Annotated in this window: 16 protein-coding genes; 14 read left to right on the top strand and 2 right to left on the bottom strand. The window is 57.7% G+C overall.

Annotated features, from left to right (window positions below):
- Nucleotides 1-207 precede the first annotated feature (207 nt).
- The 5 genes from PKO02S_RS19910 to PKO02S_RS19890 are packed head-to-tail and all read left to right on the top strand — an operon-like array spanning nucleotide 208 to nucleotide 7247.
- Nucleotides 208-819: a hypothetical protein gene (locus tag PKO02S_RS19910; protein ID WP_127585596.1), complete on the top strand. Its 612-nt coding sequence runs from the start codon at nucleotides 208-210 to the stop codon at nucleotides 817-819.
- A gap of 33 nt (nucleotides 820-852) precedes the next feature.
- Nucleotides 853-2721: an efflux RND transporter periplasmic adaptor subunit gene (locus tag PKO02S_RS19905; RefSeq protein ID WP_127585595.1), complete on the top strand. Its 1869-nt coding sequence runs from the start codon at nucleotides 853-855 to the stop codon at nucleotides 2719-2721.
- Nucleotides 2722-2741: 20 nt separating this feature from the next.
- Nucleotides 2742-3464 (top strand): ABC transporter ATP-binding protein, encoded by a 723-nt coding sequence (locus tag PKO02S_RS19900; protein ID WP_127585594.1) that lies wholly within the window; start codon nucleotides 2742-2744, stop codon nucleotides 3462-3464.
- Entirely contained in the window at nucleotides 3461-4639 is a 1179-nt protein-coding gene (locus PKO02S_RS19895; protein WP_127585593.1) for an ABC transporter permease, read from the top strand. The genes PKO02S_RS19900 and PKO02S_RS19895 overlap by 4 nt, the downstream gene beginning before the upstream one ends.
- 37 nt (nucleotides 4640-4676) lie before the next feature.
- Complete coding sequence (locus PKO02S_RS19890; RefSeq protein WP_127585592.1) at nucleotides 4677-7247, top strand: hypothetical protein; 2571 nt, start codon at nucleotides 4677-4679, stop codon at nucleotides 7245-7247.
- A 52-nt stretch (nucleotides 7248-7299) separates the two neighbouring features.
- Here the strand turns inward: PKO02S_RS19890 and PKO02S_RS19885 are convergent, their stop codons facing one another.
- Entirely contained in the window at nucleotides 7300-7878 is a 579-nt protein-coding gene (locus PKO02S_RS19885) for a beta-class carbonic anhydrase (RefSeq protein WP_127585591.1), read from the bottom strand.
- 44 nt (nucleotides 7879-7922) lie between these two features.
- Entirely contained in the window at nucleotides 7923-8261 is a 339-nt protein-coding gene (locus tag PKO02S_RS19880; protein ID WP_127585590.1) for an iron-sulfur cluster biosynthesis family protein, read from the bottom strand.
- Between the two features lie 127 nt (nucleotides 8262-8388).
- Here PKO02S_RS19880 and PKO02S_RS19875 point away from each other — a divergent pair, with 127 nt between their 5' ends.
- The 9 genes from PKO02S_RS19875 to miaA all read left to right on the top strand — a co-directional run bounded on the left by PKO02S_RS19875 (nucleotide 8389) and on the right by miaA (nucleotide 21297).
- A complete protein-coding gene (locus PKO02S_RS19875) occupies nucleotides 8389-9906 on the top strand; it encodes a carboxypeptidase M32 (protein WP_127585589.1) in 1518 nt (505 codons plus the stop codon).
- 3 nt (nucleotides 9907-9909) lie between these two features.
- Nucleotides 9910-10878 (top strand): aromatic acid exporter family protein, encoded by a 969-nt coding sequence (locus PKO02S_RS19870; RefSeq protein WP_127585588.1) that lies wholly within the window; start codon nucleotides 9910-9912, stop codon nucleotides 10876-10878.
- Nucleotides 10879-10993: 115 nt separating this feature from the next.
- Nucleotides 10994-11557, top strand: a complete 564-nt coding sequence (gene cotE / locus PKO02S_RS19865; RefSeq protein ID WP_127585587.1) for an outer spore coat protein CotE — start codon at nucleotides 10994-10996, stop codon at nucleotides 11555-11557.
- A 132-nt stretch (nucleotides 11558-11689) separates the two neighbouring features.
- Nucleotides 11690-13162 carry a putative amidoligase domain-containing protein gene (locus PKO02S_RS19860; protein ID WP_127585586.1) on the top strand — a complete coding sequence of 491 codons (1473 nt, stop codon included), beginning with the start codon at nucleotides 11690-11692 and terminating at the stop codon, nucleotides 13160-13162.
- Nucleotides 13163-13193: 31 nt separating this feature from the next.
- The gene (mutS, locus tag PKO02S_RS19855) at nucleotides 13194-15923 is read left to right on the top strand and encodes a DNA mismatch repair protein MutS (protein ID WP_127585585.1); all 2730 of its coding nucleotides are present in this window, start codon (nucleotides 13194-13196) and stop codon (nucleotides 15921-15923) included.
- A 13-nt stretch (nucleotides 15924-15936) separates the two neighbouring features.
- Nucleotides 15937-17469 (top strand): S41 family peptidase, encoded by a 1533-nt coding sequence (locus PKO02S_RS19850; protein WP_127585584.1) that lies wholly within the window; start codon nucleotides 15937-15939, stop codon nucleotides 17467-17469.
- A gap of 20 nt (nucleotides 17470-17489) precedes the next feature.
- Nucleotides 17490-19439, top strand: a complete 1950-nt coding sequence (gene mutL / locus PKO02S_RS19845) for a DNA mismatch repair endonuclease MutL (RefSeq protein WP_127585583.1) — start codon at nucleotides 17490-17492, stop codon at nucleotides 19437-19439.
- Nucleotides 19439-20266, top strand: coding sequence for a class I SAM-dependent methyltransferase (locus PKO02S_RS19840; RefSeq protein WP_127585582.1), 828 nt, complete (start codon nucleotides 19439-19441; stop codon nucleotides 20264-20266). Before mutL ends, PKO02S_RS19840 begins: the two co-directional genes overlap by 1 nt.
- A complete protein-coding gene (gene miaA / locus PKO02S_RS19835; RefSeq protein ID WP_281280447.1) occupies nucleotides 20263-21297 on the top strand; it encodes a tRNA (adenosine(37)-N6)-dimethylallyltransferase MiaA in 1035 nt (344 codons plus the stop codon). Before PKO02S_RS19840 ends, miaA begins: the two co-directional genes overlap by 4 nt.
- Nucleotides 21298-21306 lie beyond the last annotated feature (9 nt).

Raw genomic sequence — 21306 nt, 5'->3', positions numbered from 1 at the left:
TTTTAACAGCTATCGGAACCCAGCTACCTGCCCTCTTACGCACCAACTGAACTCTTTCGACAGAGGACCGTCCGCCAGGACGGTTTTCTTATATCCAGATGGCTTTTTTTACACATTTTTCACAATTTGCGCACGCTTTCATCACCTTTTTCGCCTAAGCTGGTAGACGTAAGGTCTTCGCCATGCGGATGGAATGGGGGAGGTTGCGTGAATCGACCGAGTTGGAGAGCAGGGACTGGAATCGGATTCCTCCTGCTGATGCTTGCCGTCACCGGATGTGCCAAAAGCGGAGGGATGCCGTCTAGTGTGGATCAGACATCCACCACAACGAATCCGGCTGTCCAAGCGGGGTTGCCCGGCGAGGGGCAGCTGCAGAGCTTCAACGAAAGACAGCTCGTCATCGTCTCGTTGAACTTGATTCAGATGGACAAGCGTGAGGATTTGAGAATGACGGAGGAGCAAGCCAAACGAATTTTGGCTATCGTCCAGACGGCGATTGAGGACGGGCGGCTGTCGATGGAGAAACGAAGAGCGGTGCTGGATGTGCTGAATCCGACTCAGAGATGGTTCCTCGACGAGTTGTCCATGGAGATGCGCTTAAGGGTCGCCCGCAAGCCGGGCCCGCCGCCTGGGCCGCCGCTTTCAGAAGATGAGCGCCTTGCTCTTGCGAAGGAGCTGGAAGAACGGAGACAAGCGGAGCCGGAGCACGATTGGCCAATCCCGCCGAGCTCTGGAGCGCCGCCGCCCGGGATGGAGATGCAGGCGGACAAAAGTGTGGAACAACAGCTAGTTGATTTGTTGGTCAGCAAGCTGCAATAATAACCATTTCATTTTTCACTGGGGGTAGGAAACATGCGTTGGTTGCGCAGCAAAGGGTTTCTAGGCACGTTGGCCGTTCTGGTGATCGGCGGCGGCGCCACTTATTATTACTTGGATCAAGGGTCCAAGAGCAGCGCGAAGGAAGCGGAGCAAGTCGTTGTGGAAGCCAAGAAAACGGATATCCGTTTCTCCGTGTCCGGCACATCTCAGCTTGAGCCGAAAGATACTCAGAACATCGTCTCTCCGGCGGACGGCACGATCAAGACGATGAATTTGACCCGCAATCAAGATGTTAAAGCGGGCCAGCTGCTGTTCGAGATATCCAGTCCTACGCTCGACAACAACTATCAGAAGGCAATCTCTACGTACAATCAGCTGCAAAAAGATTTGACCGATCTGTACGCACAGCAGGATTACATGACGACGAAAGCGCCGATCAGCGGCAAATTCACGTTGGCGGACAAGATGGATGTGGGCGCTACCGTCACGAAAAACTCCCTGATCGGAACGATCTCGGACAACAGCCTGCTGCTTGTCACGATTCCGTTCGCACTGGAGGATGCCGTTCAATTTGCGGTCGGCACCGATGTGGATCTCTCGATCGACGGCTTCATGCTGAGCAAATCCGGCAAAATCGTTTCGATCGGCAAAGACCCGCGCGGCGATATGAAGGGCGGCAAAATGATTGACGTGGAAATTTCGGTCGCCAATGATGCCACGATGGAAGCGGGCCTAAAAGCCAAGGGCAGCATCTACTTGAACGGCCGCTACGTCGATTCCAAAGACTCCGGCACCCTCCGCTACAGCAAAGTCGTCTCTGTGATGGCGAATGTGGCGGGGACCGTCAATACGCTGAATTACAAAACCGGCAACTACGTGTATGCAGGCGATGTCATCTCCAAAATTACGAATGATACGCTGAAGGACGATATCGTGAGCAAACAATCGGCCATTGATCTTCAGAAAATTTCGGTCGAAGATTTCGCCGAGAGAATCAAGGGGCTCAAGGTAACGGCACCGTTCGACGGCGTCTTCTCCACCGACTTCGTCAACAAACGTGCCAATACGCTTACTGCTTATACGCCAGGCGCCAAGATTCAAGCCAACGCGCAGCTAGGAGCCGTAGCTAGCATGAGCACGATGCAGCTGCCGATTCAGGTTGACGAGCTGGATCTGCCGAACATCCGCACCGGGATGAAGGCGGAAGTGAAGGTCGACTCGATTCAAGGCCGAATTTTCGATGGCGAAGTCAGCCAAGTTTCGACGGTAGGGACGACTACCAATGGAGTAACATTTTACGATGTGGTGTTGACCGTGAAAAATGCGAATCAGCTCAAAATCGGTATGACCGCTACGGGCGAAATTTTGATCCAAGACAAGAAAAACATCATTACGCTGCCGAACGAAGCGTTGCAGCAAGGCGGCGGCAAGCGGTTCGTGACGTTGAAAAAGGAAGACGGCACGCTCGATGAGCGGCATGAGATCAAGATCGGCATACGCAGCAAAACCGAAGTCGAAATAACGGAAGGGCTTAAGGAAGGCGACAAAGTCTTAATTCCATTGCCTAAAAAATCGGGCGATATGTCGCAAGCCGACATAGACGCGCTGAGACAGCAGTTCCAGCAAAATGCAGGCGCTCAAGGGGCTGCCGGCGGGCTGACCCAGGAGCAAATCCAACAGCTTCGCGAGCAGTTCGGTGCAGGCGGCGGTCAGCAGATCCGCATTCAGCAAGGCGGCGGCGGTGCGGCTCCTGGCGGAGCTACCGGCGGAACTACCGGCGGCGGCGGTGGCGGAAATATCGGCGGCGGCGGCAACTTTGGCGGCGGAGGCGGAGGCGGGAACTTCGGCGGCGGAGGCGGCGGGAATTTTGGCGGAGGCGGAGGCGGCAACGCAAACCGGTAATGTCGGGAAGGAGCGCAACTATGGAGATGATTCAGCTACGGAACATTACGAAGGTTTACAAGCGCGGCGACCAAGAGCTGCATGTTTTGAAAGACGTCTCGTTCAGCATAGACAAAGGCGATTTCGTCGCCATAATCGGTCCGAGCGGATCCGGTAAATCGACGCTTATGAATATGATCGGTCTCCTGGACGCTCCTACTAACGGAACGTATTCGCTGGACGGAGTGGCTACGGAGAAAATGTCCGACAACCAGCTTGCCCAGCTGCGAAACCAGAAAATCGGCTTCATTTTTCAACAATTCAACCTGCTGCCCCGCCTGAATGCGATGGAAAATGTCGAGCTGCCAATGATCTACGCCGGTTTCTCCAAGAAAGAGCGGCGGCAGAGGGCACAGCAAATGCTGGAGCTGCTCGGCATGGGCGAGCGCGGCCATCACAAGCCGAGCGAGCTCTCCGGCGGTCAGCAGCAGCGGGTAGCGATCGCGCGTGCGCTCGCCATCTCCCCCTCGCTGCTTCTCGCGGACGAGCCTACAGGAGCGCTCGACTCCCGTACCGGCGAAGAGGTGCTGGAGCTCGTCATCCGGCTGAACCGCGAGGGCAACACGATCGTGCTCATCACGCACGATCCTAACATTGCACGCCACGCGAAGCGGGTCGTCTCGCTGCGCGATGGCCTCATCATCAGCGATGTTCGCAATGAAACCGGCGAAGCTGGCGCCGTACTGGAGGCGGTGCACGCATGAGATTCGGCGAACTGATAGCAATGGCCCTCCGCACCGTACTCGCCAATCCGCTGCGGACAATCCTCACGATGTTAGGTGTTATCATCGGGGTGGCGTCCGTTATCACGCTCGTGGCGATCGGACGCGGGGCGAGTGCGGAGATTGAGAAGCAATATGAGAATCTCGGAACGAATCTTCTTGTTGTCAATGTAAACGGCAATGGCCGAGCTACACAGCTGGATTATTCCGAATTGATGAAGCTCGAGGGTTTGCCTGAGATCGATACGATTGCTCCTACAGTAATCAAGACCGGCTCGAACGTGAAGTACGACCGGACACAAGAGAAGTATACGCTGGTCGGGACGAACGACCGTTATACGCTCATTAATAAGGTAGAAGTGGCGGAAGGAAGATTTATTTCCGCAGCCGATCTGGACCTGAGAGCGAATGTCGTCGTTCTGGGCAGCTCTGTGGCCAAGAAGTTTTTCGGTTACGTGAACCCGGTCGGCGAACAGGTCAACATCGACGGGCTAGTGTTCACCGTAGTCGGGAAGATGAGGGAAAAGGGCTCGAATATCAACGGCACATCCGTCGATGACATGGTCATAGTGCCGCTGGAGACGGCTCGCCGACAGTTCAAGCTCGGGACGATCCGGACGACCTATATCGAAGCGCCGACGAAGGATGACATCTATCTGGCGCAAGCGACGATGAAGCAATATTTGACGTTCAAGTTCAAGAGCGAATCCGGGTTTACGCTCGTCAACCAAGATGAGCTGCTGAACGCCAGGACGAAAACGGGCAACACGCTCACCAAGCAGCTTGTAAGTGTAGCGTGCATATCCTTGCTCGTGGGCGGGATCGGCATCATGAATATCATGCTCGTCACGGTCAGCGAGCGAACGCGAGAGATCGGGATCCGCAAGTCGATCGGAGCGAAACGTCGCAATATTTTGTTCCAGTTCCTCGTGGAAGCCGGCGTCATTAGCGGGATGGGCGGATTGTTCGGCTTACTGCTGGGAATTGGAATTGCACTCGCTTGGCCGATGATCTATCCGGAGCAGCCAACGGAAATTTCCGTTGACGTCAGCATGTATGCTTTCTTGTTTTCAGCCTTGGTCGGAATCATCTTCGGGCTGTATCCGGCCAACAAAGCGTCCAAGCTCCGTCCGATCGACGCCCTTCGTTTCGATTGACTACTTAATGCCATTAATGATATTTGGAGGTCGGATCATGAAGTCGCACAAGCGCCTTTCTTCCAGACAGTTTCTCATTCTTACTCTTCTAGCCGTCCTTAGTCTGACATTCGCTCCCTTTGCAGCGACATCGCCTGCGCAAGCGGCCAAGGAAGGGGTGTTCCTGAGCAACGACGTCTTCTTCACGGTGGACGATGTGGTGCTCTCGACCGGCTCCGCCTCCCAGACGCTTCGTTATTCCTTGACTCTGACGAACAACGGCGAAACGATGGTCGATTACAACGCGTACGGAATCCGCATCTCCGATCCGTCGGGCAGCAGCTATTCCGCGCAGCTGACCGAGAAGACGAATGCCCGCGTACAGCCTCATAAGTCGCAGACGTTCAAGTATACGAGCAATATCGCGCTGGGACTTAGCCCTAGCGACTTATCCGTCGTGCTGTTCGCTTGGGATTCAAGCGAAGCGGATTATATGCGCGACTTCGGCACCTTGTCGATCGGGGCATCCATGTCAGAGCAAGCTTTCGTGAAAGAATCGGTTCTGATCAACGTCAAAGACATCGATGCAGCTAACATGCCGAATGACGGCGTCGTCTCTCTCCAGGCGATCAGCAGCACGAAGACCGTCAAGGACGGCGTGTGGACGATGAGCGTCGATCTGCGCGCCGAGAACCTCGGCTCGTCCGCCTTCAAGCTGCCGTCCGCGCTGACGTATCAGCTCGTCGATGAGCGCGGTCTTGCATTCGCCGCGACGGCCGTTGCCGGCAATGATACGCTGCTGCCGCGTCAAGCGACGAAGCTAACGCTGCAAGCTACGGTTGGCGGCTCGTTCAGCGACAATAGGTTCACCATCGAATATTTGAATAAAACGCAAACCGCTACAACCTTGGTAGGCTCGCTTACAATCACGAGAGGCGAAGCGCTCCAGGTGGGGCAAGTACAAGATTACCCAATGGCGAATCCGAATGGATTGTCGGTATCCATCGACAGCGCTTCTTACAAATCGCAAGTTGACGGGGTTTCCGTCGAAGCCGTTGTTACATTAAACAATGGAAGCAAATCCATCGTGAGCGTCCCGACGCTGTCCGCCAGCTATCAGTTGAATAGCAACGGACTGAGCGTAGCGGCTGGCGATACTTCCGCAGCTGCTGCTTACTTGTCGCCTGGCAACTCAGTGACGAAGACGTTCCGCGCCACCCTCCCGCTAGGAGCGGATTTGGCTGATACCAATCTCGTGCTGTCCGAGAAAAAAGGAACGTCGACCGTTATTTTGCCGGTCGTATCCGCAAGCCTGGCGAAAGCCTCGCCGAACGGCACAGGTGTCTCTGCACCGGCGGAAGGCGATATCGTGAGCACGTCGGTCGGCTCACTTGCGATCCAGGTGAAGCGGACACAACGCCTCACGCTGGAGAGCGACGACGTGCTGCTGACCGAGATTGCGGTTAAGAACGTGACCGGCAGCGTGATCACCCTCCCCGCGCTTTATGGCGGCTACACGCTTGGGGATTTCGAAGTGACGGGCAAGGCGGTTCGACTGCAGTCTTCGGCTTACCTCAACCCGAACGAAGCGACTACGATTTATTTGTATGCGAAAATCCCGTACACGCTTGATTCCTCGAATGGAGGGTTTTTCTTCGGGGAAGGCACGGCACAAGCGGCGGGAGGCAACGGAAACGGCCAAACGGGCGGAAACTCCGGCACCGGAACAAGCGGAGCGGTAACGCCTACCCGACAGTGGCTGAACGCCGCATTCGCGCTGAATGATGACGGCATCGCCCCTATTGAGAAATCAGCGGAGTGGAAAATCAACGATCAAGGCCGTCAATCGGTCGGGGCGGTCATCGATTCGCAAGTGTTTACATTGGGCACGCAGAAAATGCTCGCGGTCCGCATCCTTCAAACGGGGAAAGAGAAACGGGTCGGCAATATCGTTCCGTACATCGGCTATTTCATCGGTCCCGACGGTTCGATCTGGAACGCGAAAGTGACGGAAGAAAGCGGCCGATTCTGCAACGGCTGTGTAGCTCTGAATACGCTGTGGGTGACGCTGCCGGAGGCGATGTCAGGCTCGCTGCGTGACTATGAGCTCGTCTTCGGGCAGAAGCTGGACGATACGGCTATGGCAAGCGTGCACCGGTTCAGCTTGCTGAACCTGGGCAACCAGCTGCCGCTTCCGGTCGCCAGAGCCGGTACGGATTCAACGGTGCTCACGAAAATTACGAATGCGGAGATCGTCTTAGGTACATTTGATCTGTATCCGTACAACGTTACGATCAACAATCTGTCCGCGTACAAGGTAGGGCTGAGCGGCAACAAATACGAAGTCAACTTCAATTACACGCAGGATAAGCTGTATCCGGTGGCAGGCGGCAACAAAAACCGCAGCCTTGTGTTCGAGCTTCGAGACGACCGCGACATGCTGATGAAAACATGGGACATTCCGTTCGAGGGCACAGGCTCGATGGTGAATGGCGCGGTGAAGCTGTCTGCGGACGTGACGGCCACTGATGTGACGCCAACCACTTCGCCGCGCGTCTACGTCTATGAGAAGTTTGAGGGCGCTCTGCGCTTGCTGGGCTCCAACACCGCTCCATACGTGTCGCAATAAAAGCAAAAAAGCCTCCCGGCCGCAACCAAAATGCGGGGGAGGCTTTCCTCATTTACTTCCGTTTCTCAAGCTCCTCATACCCGTTCACGAGCCAGTTCAGCTTGCCCGTCTCCGGATCGATCAGCATGCCGTGCACCGGAATGTGCTTCGGCAGGAGAGGATGGTTGCGGATAATGTCCACGCTGTTCTCCACGCTCTGGGTCACATCGTCGAACCCGGTCAGCCAGCGCGACAGATTGATACCGGAGTGGCGCAATGTCGAGATGACGTCCTCGCTGATGCCTTGATCCTTCGACTTGCTGATGATCCGCTCGGAGTCGAGTCCGGTCATCCCGCATTCGTAGTGGCCGATCACGACAACCTCATCCGCGGTCAGCTCATAGATCGCTACGATCAAGCTCCGCATGATGTTGCCGAACGGCTGGGTGACGATCGCACCGGCATTTTTGAGAATAATGGCATCGCCGTTCCGGATATTCAATGCTTTGGGGAGCAGCTCGACGAGCCGGGTGTCCATACAGGTCAGGATGACCATCCGCTTGTCCGGAAAACGCGTCGTCCGGAACTCTTCATAATCCTTTTGCGTGACGAAATGCTCATTGAATGCCAAAATGTCGCTGATGTTGCTCATCCTAAATTCCTCCTCCGATGATGGATGCAGATGAAGTCATGTCCTTAAGCGCGCCGATCGACCAAGCTCATCATGCTATTGTAGAATTGCTGCTTGCTCTTCAAAGAAAAAATGCGTCTGTCAGGGTTATAATCCAACGTCAGCGCCTCGTCGAAAAACACTTCATGCTTCAGGCTGTACAAAATCCGAAAGCGCGAGCCCTCCGCCTCCGCGTCGTCCGGCCCGGCCCCGTCCACGAGCCAGAGCTGAGCGACACCGTCCACGGCGCAGCCACAGCCTTCGGCATCATAAGCAAGCTTGACACGAGCGGGAGGACCGTGCGGCGCGGCATCCAGATGGAGCTGAAGCTGGTTGACAGCGGCTGGGGTAACCGTAATTTGCATCGTATCCGAACCTCCTTCGTCATATAGCTCATTATTCTACCATAAAAACCCGCACATGTTGATTATTCCAAAAAGAAAAAGTAAGATCAAAAGGATAGAAACATTTCTCACTTCGGGAGGGGATCCAATGGGTCAGTCGTTTGAATCTACGCTAGCGGAATTTCGGAATCTCATAAAAAAGATGAAGAGCTATGAAGAAGCGCTGGGCGTGATGTATTGGGATCTTAGAACCGGCGCGCCGCGCAAAGGGATGGAAAATCGGTCTCAAGTAATCGGGGACTTGTCCGGCGAGCTGTTCCGCATGTCCGTATCCGAGGAGATGAGCGGTTACCTGGAGCAGCTGTTGGAGCCGCAGACGTTCGAGCAGCTGGACGAGGTCAATCGCAAAATCGTGAAGGAATGCAAAAAAGAGTACGACCGCAGCAAAAAAATACCGCCTGAGAAATATCAGGCTTATGTTGTCCTAACGTCGCAAGCCGAATCCATCTGGGAGGATGTGAAGCCGAAATCCGATTTCGCCGCGTTCGCGCCTTACCTGGAGAAGATTGTCGCCTACAATCGGGAGTTTATCGATCTGTGGGGTTACACGGGTCATCCGTACAACACCTTGCTGGATATGTACGAGCCCGGCATGACGGTCGATCAGCTCGACCAAGTGTTCGGGGAGCTGCGCCGGAAGCTGGTGCCGCTCGTATCCGCCATCCAGCAATCGCCGAACAAGCCGCATCGTTCGTTCCTGGAGCAGCCGTTCGATATCGAGCTGCAGAAGAAGTTCAGCCGCTACATCTTGAACGAGATGGGCTATGACTTCGAAGCGGGCAGACTGGATGAGAGCGCTCATCCGTTCGCGACCGGGCTCAATCCCGGCGACGTGCGGATCACGACACGCTACTTGCCGAACGATGTGACGAGCGCGCTGTTCGGCACGATCCATGAAGGCGGCCACGCGCTGTATGAGCAGAACATATCGCCGGACTTGATCGGCACGCCGCTATGCACGGGAACGTCGATGGGGATTCATGAATCGCAGTCGCGTTTCTGGGAAAATATGATCGGTCGCAGCATCGGGTTCTGGAAACGATATTACCCGCAGCTGCAGCAGCATTATCCCGAGCGTCTGAGCAAAGTGCCGGTGGAGATTTTCTACCGCGGTATTAATGAAGTAAGACCTTCGCTCATTCGAATTGAAGCCGACGAGCTGACATACAATTTACATATCATGATCCGTTATGAGTTGGAGAAGGAGCTGTTCAGCGGGACGCTCGAGGTTCAGGATCTGCCGGAGGCATGGAACCGCAAGTACAAGGACTATCTCGGCGTCGAACCGGCTAACGACGGCGAAGGCGTGCTGCAGGACGTGCATTGGTCGGGCGGCTCGTTCGGATACTTCCCTTCCTATTCGCTCGGCAATATGTACGCGGCTCAGATCCGCAACACGCTCAAGCAGCAGATGCCGGACTTCGAGGACAAAATCGAGCGCGGCGAGCTGCTGCCGATCAAGGAGTGGCTGGTAGAGCGCATTTACAAATACGGCAAGTCGCTGACGCCATCCGAGATCATCCAGAGCGTGACGGGCGAGCCGCTTAATCCTGCCTACCTGGTCGCCTACTTCGAAGAGAAGTACAAGGACATCTACAGGCTGTAACGTATGGGAATCCGTGTAATCAAAACTGCCGCCGCTGCCGTAGCGGCGGTTTTCTTGGCTCAGCTGCTTGGACTTGAGTTCCCGATGTCCGCCGGCCTGCTGGCTATTCTCGGCGTTGAGTCGACGATCCGCAAGGGGGTCAACGCCTCACTGGTTCGCATCGCCGCGTCTCTGCTTGGTCTCGTGCTCGCTACCATAATGATCGAGCTGTTCGGCTTTCATCTGTGGATAATTGCCCTCTATCTTCTCGCCATCATACCGGTGCTGAACCGGGTCAAGCTGCAGAACGGGCTGGCTACATGCTCCGTTGCCGTGTTCCATTTATTTTCCCTGGGGTATGTCGATATGGATGTGCTCTTGAACGAATTTATGCTGCTGCTGACCGGACTCGGCTCGGCGACGGTGATCAATGCTTTGTACATGCCGAATATGGAGCGCCAGCTGCAACAGAAGCGCGCGAGGACGGAGGAGCTGTTTTCTTCCGTTTTCACAGAGATCGCAGCGCACTTGAAAGATCACCAGAGGATGTGGGACGGGAAACAGCTGCTGCAAGCGAGAAAATCGATCCAGGAAGGCGCGGAACTCGCGCAGCGTGCGGCGGAGAACCGATTGCTGTACGGCGACGTATACTGGAACGGATACTTCCATATGCGGGAGCAGCAACTGGACCTCATCGAACAGATGCTCGATCTGATGGCGCAAGTCTACGATACGCTGCCCCAAGGCCGGTTGACGGCTCTGCTCTTCGAACAATTAAGCGGCGACGTACGCATGGATACATATACGGGGAACGCGGAGAGGCATCTTCTTGAGCTGGAGGGCCAGTACAAGAACATGCCGTTGCCGGTAACCCGGCCTGAATTTGAGATTCGCTCCGCGCTGTTCCAGATCACGCAGACGCTGCATCAGTACTTGATTATCGCGAAGCGAGAGAAGAAGCGTCGAGGCGCCGCCACGCGGCTGCAGGCTTGAAATCGAGTTGTGAACCGTTTTGAAGCGTTTCGCAATTGTCCAAAAAAATGTTGTCACCCTAGACGAATGTCCTGCATACACTTTATTGAATGATTGTATGGAGGAGGTTTAGAGGATGTCGATTAAAGATAGAGAGACGCGTTGCAGAGAAATTCGTGTCAAAGCGGTTTGCGGCAAAGGTCGTAAGTTTTCGCAAGTGACTCATACCATAAACCCGCCACACACACCGACCAGCATTCTGGGCGCATGGGTCATCAACCATGAATACGAAGCGGTGAAGTCTAGTGACGGCGTCGAGGTAGTAGGTACTTACGATATCAACATCTGGTATTCTTACGACAAAAACCGGAAGACCGACGTAGCCAAGGAAACGATTTCCTACGTCGAAGTCGTCCCGCTCTCGTACCTGGATCCCAAACATAGAGCTTCCACGGTGGAGGTGTCTGCGGTCGCAACGCAGGATCCTAACTGTGTGGAGGCGAATGTATCGTCCAGCGGCGGGGGCGTAACGATTCGCGTAGAGCGAGAGTTCAAATGCGAGGTGGTCGCCGAGACTACGGTTTGCGTCGTCGTTTGCGAGGGAGGCTGCGACGACTTCGACGAGAAGACGACCGATTTCAGCGGTGAAGGGGATTTCGAAGATCTCGATCCCGACCTGCTGGACGATGAACTGGACTAAGGTTTCGATTTCCTACAGCATATGACGAATCCACGGATTCGGCAGGGGGCGATAGCCCTCTTTTTTGTTCCGGCGTAGGCGAATGGCTCGCCTGCACAAGCCTATTTGTTGGGAACGGAAGGGGCGGGGAGCATGAACACATTTCTGTTGTACAGCGGAGAGCATCGGGTGGCCGGACTGCTGGAGCGGTTGACGATTCCCCGCGGGAAAAGGGCCCCGGCCGTCACCTGGGAGCGACGAGGTGCGGTCATCGTCTGGGGAGAGGATGTCTCGTCGCTATTGCCGCAGACGGGATTCGTCCTGAATCATCCGGTACCGGCAGGGCGCTGTCGCACCAAGCGCACGAGAGAGGAGCTGCTCAGCCTGCATGGGCTGCGGCCGGCGGCGAGCGGTGCGGCGGGGTATGCGTATCAGTTCCGCGTACCGGTATTTCATCTGGAAGCGTTGGCTTTGTTCGGCGCTACCTCTAACGCCTCCTTGCAGCTGCAACAGGCGGCACGACTCGTCCCGATCTATGCGGAGCTGGATGCGGCAGCCGCGGACAAACGCGGCAAACAAGCGATGCGCGAGGCAGTCAAGGCCGTTTATGCGCTTGGCCTGGATTTCGGCTTGGTCGACTTGGGGTTCCCGTCCGGCGGGGATGGCAAGCCGGAGATTGTAAATGTACGACCATATCCCGAGCTGAATGGGCGGTTAGCTGGTCTGTATGCGGAAGCGATCGAGCGATTCGACCGCGAGCTGCGGGCGGAGCAGACGCGCAAGGGTCGGGTGCTGCTCGGCGCGGACCCCGAGTTTCTCCTCGCGGACGACCGCGGGCGGCTCGTGCCGGCGTCGCGTTACTTACCGAAGACCGGTGAAGCGGGCTGCGATGTGTTGACGCTGCGCGGAGAGACGCGATATCCGCTGGCGGAGCTGCGGCCGGAGCCTGCGACGGACCCGAGGCAGCTCGCGCGGAACATTCGACGCGCGATGCTGGCGGCAGCGGCTCGGATCGACGACGAGCGGCTGCATTGGGTGGCCGGGGCGATGCCGGCGACGGGGTTCTCGATCGGCGGTCATATTCATATGAGCCGAATTTGGTTGAACAGCTACTTGCTGCGGACGCTGGACAATTATTTGGCGCTTCCGCTTATTTTGGCTGAGCAGGAAGGGAAGTCGGCGCGACGTAGGCCCGTGTACGGGTTTCTTGGTGATTTTCGCCGAAAAAAACATGGAGGCTTCGAATACCGGACGCTGCCAAGCTGGCTTGTTTCACCTATGCTGGCTCGAGGCGTGCTGGCCTTGTCCGCATTGATCGCGGCTCATTATCGGGAGCTGCCGCAGCGGCCTTTGGCTGGTCTCGCCGTGCAGAGGCACTACTATGAAGGCGATAAACAAGCGCTGTTGCCTGTTGTGACGGAGCTATGGGGCGATTTGGAGCGGTTGTCCGGGTATGAGGCGCTGGCTGCGGATTTGAAGCCGTTCAAGGCGAGCTTGCTGGCTTTGGAGTCATGGGATGAGCGGCAGGACTTCCGTCCGGCGTGGAAAATCCCTCCCTTCGACGGCGGCGAAATCCATGAGGCGCCAATTCGTGCTATAATAGGTTCCGATAGCCGCAACCGGTAGGTGAATGTTGCGTGGCAAGCGGAGGAGACCGATGACGAAGTACACCCCCATGATGGAGCAATATTTGGCTGTAAAAGAGACGGCGAAGGACGCCTTCCTGTTCTTCCGCCTCGGCGACTTTTACGAGCTGTTCTTTGACGACGCCGTCAGGGCGGCGCAGGAGCTCGAGATTACGCTGACCGGCCGGGACGGCGGCCAGCAGGAGCGTATTCCGATGTGCGGCGTTCCTTACCATGCCGCTGAGAATTACATAGCAAAGCTGGTAGAACGAGGATATAAAGTAGCCATTTGCGAGCAAGTGGAAGATCCGGCGACGGCGAAAGGAGTCGTTCGGCGGGAGATTGTGAAAATTGTCACGCCGGGCACGGTAATGGAGAGCAGGTCGCTCGGCGAGGCGCGCAACAATTATATCGCCTGCGTAGCCGGGACGAATGGCGTTTATGGACTTGCAGCGTGCGATTTAACGACGGGCGAGCTGTTCGTCACGGTCGTGGAAGAGTCTGCTGAGGTGCTGATCGACGAGCTCGGCGTGTACAGTCCGTCCGAGCTTGTGGGACGTTCCGCTCTGCTCGAGCAGTTGACGGGTGTAGAAGCGAACGGCGAGGAGACCAGTGAGCGGGAGCCTGCGGCTGAAGCAGGTGCAGCTTATTCACTGGCCAAGCTTGTAACCAGATGGGAGCAGTCGGCCGATGCAGATGCGCTCAGCGGTCAATTCCCGGCCGCACAGCTCGCCTCGCTGCAGCCGGCCCAGCATGAGGCGGTTGCGCTGCTGATGGGCTATCTGAGCGAGACGCAGAAGCGGGCGCTCGCGCACATCACGGCGATTCAGCTGTACGAGCATCGCCAGTCGATGACGCTCGATCCGTTCACGCGGCGCAATCTCGAGCTGGTCGAGACGGTGCGCGAACGAACGAAGAAAGGCTCGCTTCTGTGGCTGCTCGATCGAACGGTTACTTCGATGGGCGGCCGGCTGCTTCGCCGTTGGGTGGACAAGCCTCTGCTCAGCCGCGCGAAGATCGAAGAGCGACTGGAGGCGGTCGAAACGCTGTACAACAAGCTGATCGACCGTGAAGAGCTGCGGCAGCAGCTGAAGGAAGTGTACGATTTGCAGCGTCTGGTCGGTCGGATTGCGTACGGCAATGCGAACGCGCGGGACATGCTGGCGCTACGCGTGTCGCTCGAGCAGGTGCCGGCTCTGAAAGCGAGCTGTCTCGCCTCAGGCTCCTCCACGCTGCGAGCGCTGGCCGAGTCGCTTGACGAAGTCGCCGACCTGCGGGATCGGATCGCAGCCGCCATCGTGGACGAGCCGCCGGTATCGGTTCGCGAAGGCGGCTTTATTCGCGAAGGCTACCACAGCTACCTCGATCAGCTGAAGGAAGCGAGCTCGAACGGCAAGCTGTGGCTGGCGGAGCTGGAGAAGCGCGAGCGGGAGCTGACCGGCGTCAAGACGCTGAAGATCGGCTTCAACAAAGTGTTCGGCTACTTCCTGGAGGCGTCTCGCGCCAGCGCAGGCAGCTTGCCGGCGGACCGATACGAGCGCAAGCAGACGCTTGCGAACGCGGAACGGTATGTCACGCCCGAGCTGAAGGAGAAGGAGACGCTTATTCTCGAAGCCGAGGAGAAGATGGTCGGGCTGGAGTATGAGTTATTCCAGGAGCTCCGCCAAACGGCGAGCGACGAGCTCAAGCGGCTGCAACGGCTGGCGGAGGCGATCGCCACGATCGATGCGCTGCAATCGCTGGCTGCGGTCAGCGCCGCTTACCGCTACGTGAAGCCGGAGCTGGCCGACAGCGGCGCGCTGCGCGTGGAGGAAGGCCGCCATCCGGTCGTCGAAGCGATATTGAAGCAAGGCGCCTTCATGGCGAACGATACGGCGCTGTCCGAGGAGGACGGCCTTGTCATGCTCATTACCGGCCCGAATATGGCGGGGAAGAGCACCTACATGCGCCAGGTGGCGACGATCTGCATCATGGCGCAGATCGGCTGCTTCGTGCCTGCCGCGCGGGCGCGGATTCCGATCATCGACCGGATTTTCACGCGCATCGGCGCGGCGGACGATTTGGTCGGCGGGCAGAGCACGTTCATGGTGGAGATGATGGACATCCAGGCGATGACCGCCAAGGCTACGCCGCGGAGCCTCGTCATCATCGACGAGCTCGGCCGCGGCACCTCGACGGGCGAAGGGATGGCGATCGCGCAGGCGGTCATCGAGTTTCTGCATGATCGCATCGGTTGCCGCACGCTCGTCTCTACGCATTTCCACGAGCTTGCGCACTTGGAAGAGCGGTTGCCGTCGCTGCGCAACTACTGCATGGCGGTCAAGGAGAGCGGTCAGCAGGTGACGTTCCTGCGCCGGCTCATCCGCGGTGCGGCCAGCACCAGCTACGGCATCTACTGCGCCCGCATCGCCGGGCTGCCGGACCCGATCATCGAGCGGGCCTACAGCCTGCTCGGCGAATTCGAGTCGCGGGGCGCGCTGCGGCAAGCCCGCGACGAAGCGGCCGCCGGCCAGGCCCAGCCGGCCGGCGCACCGCCGCTGCCGCCGCAAGCGCCTGACGCGGCGCCGGCGGTGCAGCTCAGCTTGTTCGGCGGCGAGCCTGCGGCACCGCCGCCGAACAAGCTGTCCAAGCGCGAGGCCGCAGCGGCAGCGGCCGCGGACAAGCTGTACGCCCAGCTCAGGTCGGCGGACCTGATCAACATGACGCCGATGCAGGCGATGAACCTGCTCTACGAGCTGCAACGGCAAACGCAAGAGCGATAGAGGAGGAACCGCCATGAAGAAGGGAACAACCACGAGCTTCACTAAGCGGCTGCAGCTGCATGCAGTGGCCCTTAGCTGGTTGGCGGTCGGGACAGCTGCCGCAACGCTGACAGGCCCCATTGTACTGCTCGCAGCGCCGCAAGCCGTATTCGCGGAGACGCGAGACGAAGCCTTGACCCGGTTCGGTGAAGTATACGGTACGCTGCAGGGAAGACATGTGAGCGGCATCAGCGACGAGTTGCTGACGGATGCAGCGATTCAAGGCATGATCGACGCGTTAAAGGATCTATATACGACTTATTTCTCCAAATCCCAATGGGAGCAATACCAACGGGACTTGGACATGGTATACGCCGGCATCGGCACGCGGTTAAGCCAAGACGATGCCGGAGCCAGGATCGTGGAGGTGTTCGCTAACAGTCCTGCGCAGGAAACCGGACTCGCAGCCGGGGACCGTATAACAGCCGTAGACGGGAAACCGGCGGCCGGACTGACGCTGGATGCGATCGCGGGTGCGATAAGAGGTGCTGCAGGCTCGGAAGTAACGCTCCTCTTGCTGCGTGGAGACGGTTCGACTAAAATAATCTCGCTTGTCAGACGCGATGTGGCCGTGCCTTCCGTGACGAGCCGCGTGCTGAATGACGGAACGGGCTACATGAGCGTGAGCGGCTTCGCCGACAACACCGACGAGCTGTTCGCAGATGAGCTGGCGAAACTCCAAGCGAGCGGGATCGCTCGGCTTGTCGTCGATTTGCGCAACAACCCGGGCGGCGTTCTGGAATCGGCCCGTCAGATGGCGCAGCAGTTTATCCCGGAGGGGACTTTGATCCATACGAAAAATCGCGACGGCGAAGATGAACCGGTGTTATTGGCCGGTGGCAAGACGGTAGACATTCCGGTTGTCTTCCTGGTCAACGGGAACAGCGCCAGCGCGTCCGAGGTGTTGACCGGCGCTCTACAGGACTATGGCAAGGCTGTTATCGTCGGATCGCTTACATACGGCAAGGGCAGCGTGCAGAGCATATACAGGCTGAGCTCGGGCGGAGCGTTGAAAGTGACGATCGAGCAATATTTTACGCCGAAGGGCAAGCCGGTCAATAAAGTTGGAATTACGCCGGATGTGGTCGTAGAAGGCGAAATCGCCCAGTTGGCGGCCGCTCTGAGAGCGTCCGGAAGCCCGGCCGTCACCATTGAGCTCGGTACGACTCGAAGCGTTGTTAATGGATGGGAGCTCGGCACCACCTTGCCATTCGTCACGGAGTCCGATCAGGGTTCTGCAGCGGCGCGGTTGTATGTTCCGGCGCGTTTGGCCGCCGCCATGCTCGGAAGAACCTTGTCCTGGAACGAGGCCAAACAAGCGGTAGAGCTGAGTGCTCCAGGCTCAGCGACGATTACGTTCGGGGCGGAGAACGGTTTTGTCAATAAAAACGGAATCGGACTCCTGGACACGGAGATTTTGACAAAGCAGTTTCCGTCCTGGAGCGCAAGGCTTGCGGGGACGGATCGGGTGACGCTGCAGGTACAAGTACGTACCGAAGTACAATAAGCGAATTAGGAGGTGCATCGATGGGAATCATTCGTGTGCTGGACGATCATGTCGCCAACCAAATTGCCGCGGGTGAGGTGATCGAGCGCCCTGCATCCGTCGTGAAGGAGCTGGTCGAAAATGCGATCGACGCCGGCTCTACACGGATCGACGTTACGATTGAAGAGGGCGGCCTGGAGCTGATCCGTGTGGCTGACAACGGCTCCGGGATGGAGCCGGACGACTGCGAGCTGGCGTTCAGCCGCCATGCTACGAGCAAAATTGCCGGCGGCAAGGATCTGTTCCAGATTCGCACGCTCGGGTTTCGCGGGGAGGCGCTGCCCAGCATCGCCGCCGTCGCCAAGGTCGAGTGCACGACCGCTCACGATACGTCCGGCCTCGGCCGAAAACTGATGATCGAAGGCGGATCGGTGAAAGGGCTGGAAGAAATCGCTGCGTCAAGAGGGACGACGTTCGAAGTCAAACATCTGTTCTTCAACACGCCGGCGCGGCTCAAATATATGAAGACGATCCAGACCGAGCTCGGTCATATTTCCGACTACATGTACCGTCTCGCGATGGCGCATCCTTCGATTGCCTTCAGCCTGCGCCACAACGGCGGCGAGCTGCTGCGCACGCTCGGCAACGGCGACCCGCTGCAGGTTATCGCCGCCGTCTACGGGACGACCACTGCCAAGGCGATGCTGCGGGTGCAAGGCGAGCATCCCGACTACGGCATCGTCGGCTACGTCTCCAAGCCCGAGCTGAATCGGGCGAACCGCCAGGCGATCAGCTTTTTCCTGAACGGCCGCTATATCCGTAATTTCGCCTTGAGCCATGCGCTTATGAACGCGTATCATACGCTGCTGCCGATCAATCGTTACCCGGTAGCCGCTATATCGCTACGGATGGATCCCGAGCTCGTCGATGTGAACGTACATCCATCGAAGCTCGAGGTTCGGTTCAGCAAAGAGCAGGAGCTCGTACAGTTCCTGGAGCGCCACGTCCGCGACGTGCTTCAAGGGCATGTGCATATCCCAAGCGGCCTCTCGTCCGCCGCGCAGCGGAACCCGATTCGCGAGCTGGTCGTGCAGGAGCAGATGGAGCTTTATCGTCCTCAATCAGGTGGGTCCGCACCGGCACCTGCAGCTGCTTCGGAGTCGGCACCGCAAGCAGCTGATTCCGCCGAACCGGACTGGACGCTGCTGCAAGCATCCGCGCCGCCTGCCCCGACGGCCGCTGCGCTGGAGACTGCAGCCGCTGTCGAAGCACCGGCTGCGCCTAGACCAGCTGCGCCGCCGCTCCGTGCTCAGCAGGCGCCGTCTTACGCGCCGCCGCCGGAGCTGCCGTACGCCAAGCTGACGAGCATGCTGGCAGCGCCGGAAACCGCAGCTCCCGCAGTGCCGGCTTTTCCCAAGCTGGACCCGATCGGGCAGCTGCACGGTACATATATCGTCGCGCAGAACGAGCGCGGCTTGTACTTGGTCGATCAACACGCCGCGCACGAGCGGGTAAATTACGAATATTACTTCGAGAAGTTCGGCCAGCCCGATCAGGCGAGTCAAGAGCTGCTGCTGCCGATCACGCTCGAGTTCACGTCCGCCGAGGCGGAGGCGCTGGCCGACAAGCTGCCGTTGCTCGAGCAGGTTGGCGTCTACCTCGAGACGTTCGGAGGCAGCAGCTTCCTCGTTCGGTCGCTCCCTCACTGGTTTCCGCAGGGAGAAGAGAAGGCGCTGCTCGATGAGATGGCCGACTGGGTGCTGATTGAAAAAAAATCGGTGAATTTGACCAAACTAAGAGAAAAAGCGGCCATTATGTGCTCCTGCAAAGCGTCGATCAAAGCGAATCAAAGCATGTCGACGGTGGAGATCGAAGCGCTTCTGGATCGGCTCGCCGCTTGCCGCAATCCTTACACCTGCCCGCACGGCAGGCCGATCGTCGTCAGCTTCTCCACCTATGAGCTGGAAAAAATGTTTAAGCGGGTGATGTAGTGCTCGTCACGACTTCCCACAGCCCTTCACCCGAGTCCGTTACGCGATCCAAACAGATCGCCGCACAGCTCGGATGGCGTTGGGTGCCGCGAGGCGGCAAATCGGTGAACAAGCTGGCGCAGTCCTATCGGGTTACGCAATTGCTGCTGCAAGCCGATGATCAATTAAAGCTATATACGGATCTAATCATGGAGCCGTCAGACAGTCGATCTGAAGCCAACCCGAACCTTTCTGCCGAACCGACGCCGATGTTTTTCCATCCGAGCCTGTCCTTCGTTCGCGTGAAACGGCTTATGCGAGGAGAAGGGGATGCCCTGATCGAATGCTCCGGCGCCGAGCCAGGCGACATCGTGCTCGACTGTACGGCCGGCTTGGCCTCCGATTCGATCGTCTTCTCGCATGTAGTCGGCCCGGAGGGCCGTGTGACCGCCATCGAAAGCGAGCCTGCGCTGCATATGCTAATTCGCGAAGGGCTGTCTCACTATGAGACGCATCTCGAGTCGTTCAACGACACGATGCGCCGCATTGAGGTGAAGCTGGCCGACCACACGCGCGAGCTGGAGAAGCTGCCGGACCGCAGCGTCGACATCGTCTACTTCGATCCGATGTTCCGCAGTCCGATCGAGGATTCCAGCGCCATTCAGCCGCTGCGGCGGCTTGCCAATCACAAAGCGCTGTCCGAACACGCGATCGAGCAAGCGAGGCGCGTCGCGCGCAAACGAATCGTGCTCAAGGAGCATCGCGACGGCGACGAGTTCAACAGGCTCGGCTTCGAGCGGCTGTTCCGGTCCGGCACCAAAATCGCATATGGAGTGATTCACATTTGATAGCCCAGAACGAATCCGCCACTGCTCCACACGGCAAACCCGAGGTGCTCGTCCTTGTCGGACCGACCGCGGTCGGCAAGACGAACCTCAGCCTCGAGATCGCCGAACGATATGGCTGCGAGATCATCTCGGGCGACTCGATGCAGGTGTATCGCCGTATGGATATCGGGACAGCCAAGGCGTCATCCGAAGAGCGCAGCCGCATCCCGCATCATATGATCGACATCCATGAGCCTCACGAGCCGTTCACGGTAGCGGAGTTTCAGGAGCGCGCCCGCGAGCTGATCGCCGACATTCATAGTCGCGGCAAGCTGCCCTTTATTGTAGGAGGCACCGGTCTTTACATAGAGTCGCTTATCTATGGCTTTCAGTTCAGCGAGGCCGGCTCGGATGAGGCGTTCCGCGAGCGGATGAGCTTGTACGCCGACGAGCATGGGGATTTGGCGCTGCACGACAAGCTGAAGCGGCAAGACCCGCTATCGGCCGAACGTATCCACCCGAACGACCGTCGTCGGACGATCCGCGCTCTTGAGGTGCTTCACCTCACGGGAACCCGACTTTCCGAGCAGCTGGCGTCGCAGAAAAAGCGGTCCCCCTATGAATCTTGCATCATCGGGTTGACAATGGACCGTACTTTGCTATATAACCGTATAGAACGGCGTATTGACCAAATGATGGAAGAAGGGCTAGTCCAGGAAGTTCGCCGCCTGCTTCACGAAGGAGTCGAACGGACGGCCGTTGCGATGCAAGGCTTGGGGTATAAGGAGATGGCCGGCTGCCTGGCGGGAGAGATGACGCTGGAGGAAGCGGTCAATTACTTGAAACGCAACACACGGCGTTATGCGAAGCGTCAGCTGTCCTGGTTTCGCCATATGCAGGAGATTCACTGGGTGGAACTGGAAGAAGGCTCAAATATTTCAGAGCATTTGAAAATAATTAATGATATAATAACAGGAAAGTTTCCATTCCGTAGAGAATATAATGCAAAGCGGCGAAATGATGCGGCAGCGAATCCTACTCAGACCATTTAGGGGGTACCT

The sequence above is a fragment of the Paenibacillus koleovorans NBRC 103111 genome, assembly GCF_004000845.1.
GTDB classification, from domain to species: Bacteria; Bacillota; Bacilli; order Paenibacillales; family NBRC-103111; genus Paenibacillus_AA; species Paenibacillus_AA koleovorans.
The sequence above is the reverse complement of the archived record's forward strand: the minus strand, read 5'-3'. Positions and strand labels throughout refer to the sequence as shown.

Excerpts from the sequence above, each read along its gene's own strand:
- PKO02S_RS19870 (WP_127585588.1), top strand. The coding sequence starts at position 9,910 with ATGGGAATCCGTGTAATCAAAACTGCCGCCGCTGCCGTAGCGGCGGTT.
- mutS (WP_127585585.1), top strand. The coding sequence starts at position 13,194 with ATGACGAAGTACACCCCCATGATGGAGCAATATTTGGCTGTAAAAGAG.
- PKO02S_RS19880 (WP_127585590.1), bottom strand. The coding sequence starts at position 8,261 with ATGCAAATTACGGTTACCCCAGCCGCTGTCAACCAGCTTCAGCTCCAT.
- PKO02S_RS19890 (WP_127585592.1), top strand. The coding sequence starts at position 4,677 with ATGAAGTCGCACAAGCGCCTTTCTTCCAGACAGTTTCTCATTCTTACT.
- PKO02S_RS19875 (WP_127585589.1), top strand. The coding sequence starts at position 8,389 with ATGGGTCAGTCGTTTGAATCTACGCTAGCGGAATTTCGGAATCTCATA.
- PKO02S_RS19900 (WP_127585594.1), top strand. The coding sequence starts at position 2,742 with ATGGAGATGATTCAGCTACGGAACATTACGAAGGTTTACAAGCGCGGC.
- PKO02S_RS19860 (WP_127585586.1), top strand. The coding sequence starts at position 11,690 with ATGAACACATTTCTGTTGTACAGCGGAGAGCATCGGGTGGCCGGACTG.
- mutL (WP_127585583.1), top strand. The coding sequence starts at position 17,490 with ATGGGAATCATTCGTGTGCTGGACGATCATGTCGCCAACCAAATTGCC.
- PKO02S_RS19885 (WP_127585591.1), bottom strand. The coding sequence starts at position 7,878 with ATGAGCAACATCAGCGACATTTTGGCATTCAATGAGCATTTCGTCACG.
- PKO02S_RS19895 (WP_127585593.1), top strand. The coding sequence starts at position 3,461 with ATGAGATTCGGCGAACTGATAGCAATGGCCCTCCGCACCGTACTCGCC.
- PKO02S_RS19905 (WP_127585595.1), top strand. The coding sequence starts at position 853 with ATGCGTTGGTTGCGCAGCAAAGGGTTTCTAGGCACGTTGGCCGTTCTG.
- cotE (WP_127585587.1), top strand. The coding sequence starts at position 10,994 with ATGTCGATTAAAGATAGAGAGACGCGTTGCAGAGAAATTCGTGTCAAA.
- PKO02S_RS19850 (WP_127585584.1), top strand. The coding sequence starts at position 15,937 with ATGAAGAAGGGAACAACCACGAGCTTCACTAAGCGGCTGCAGCTGCAT.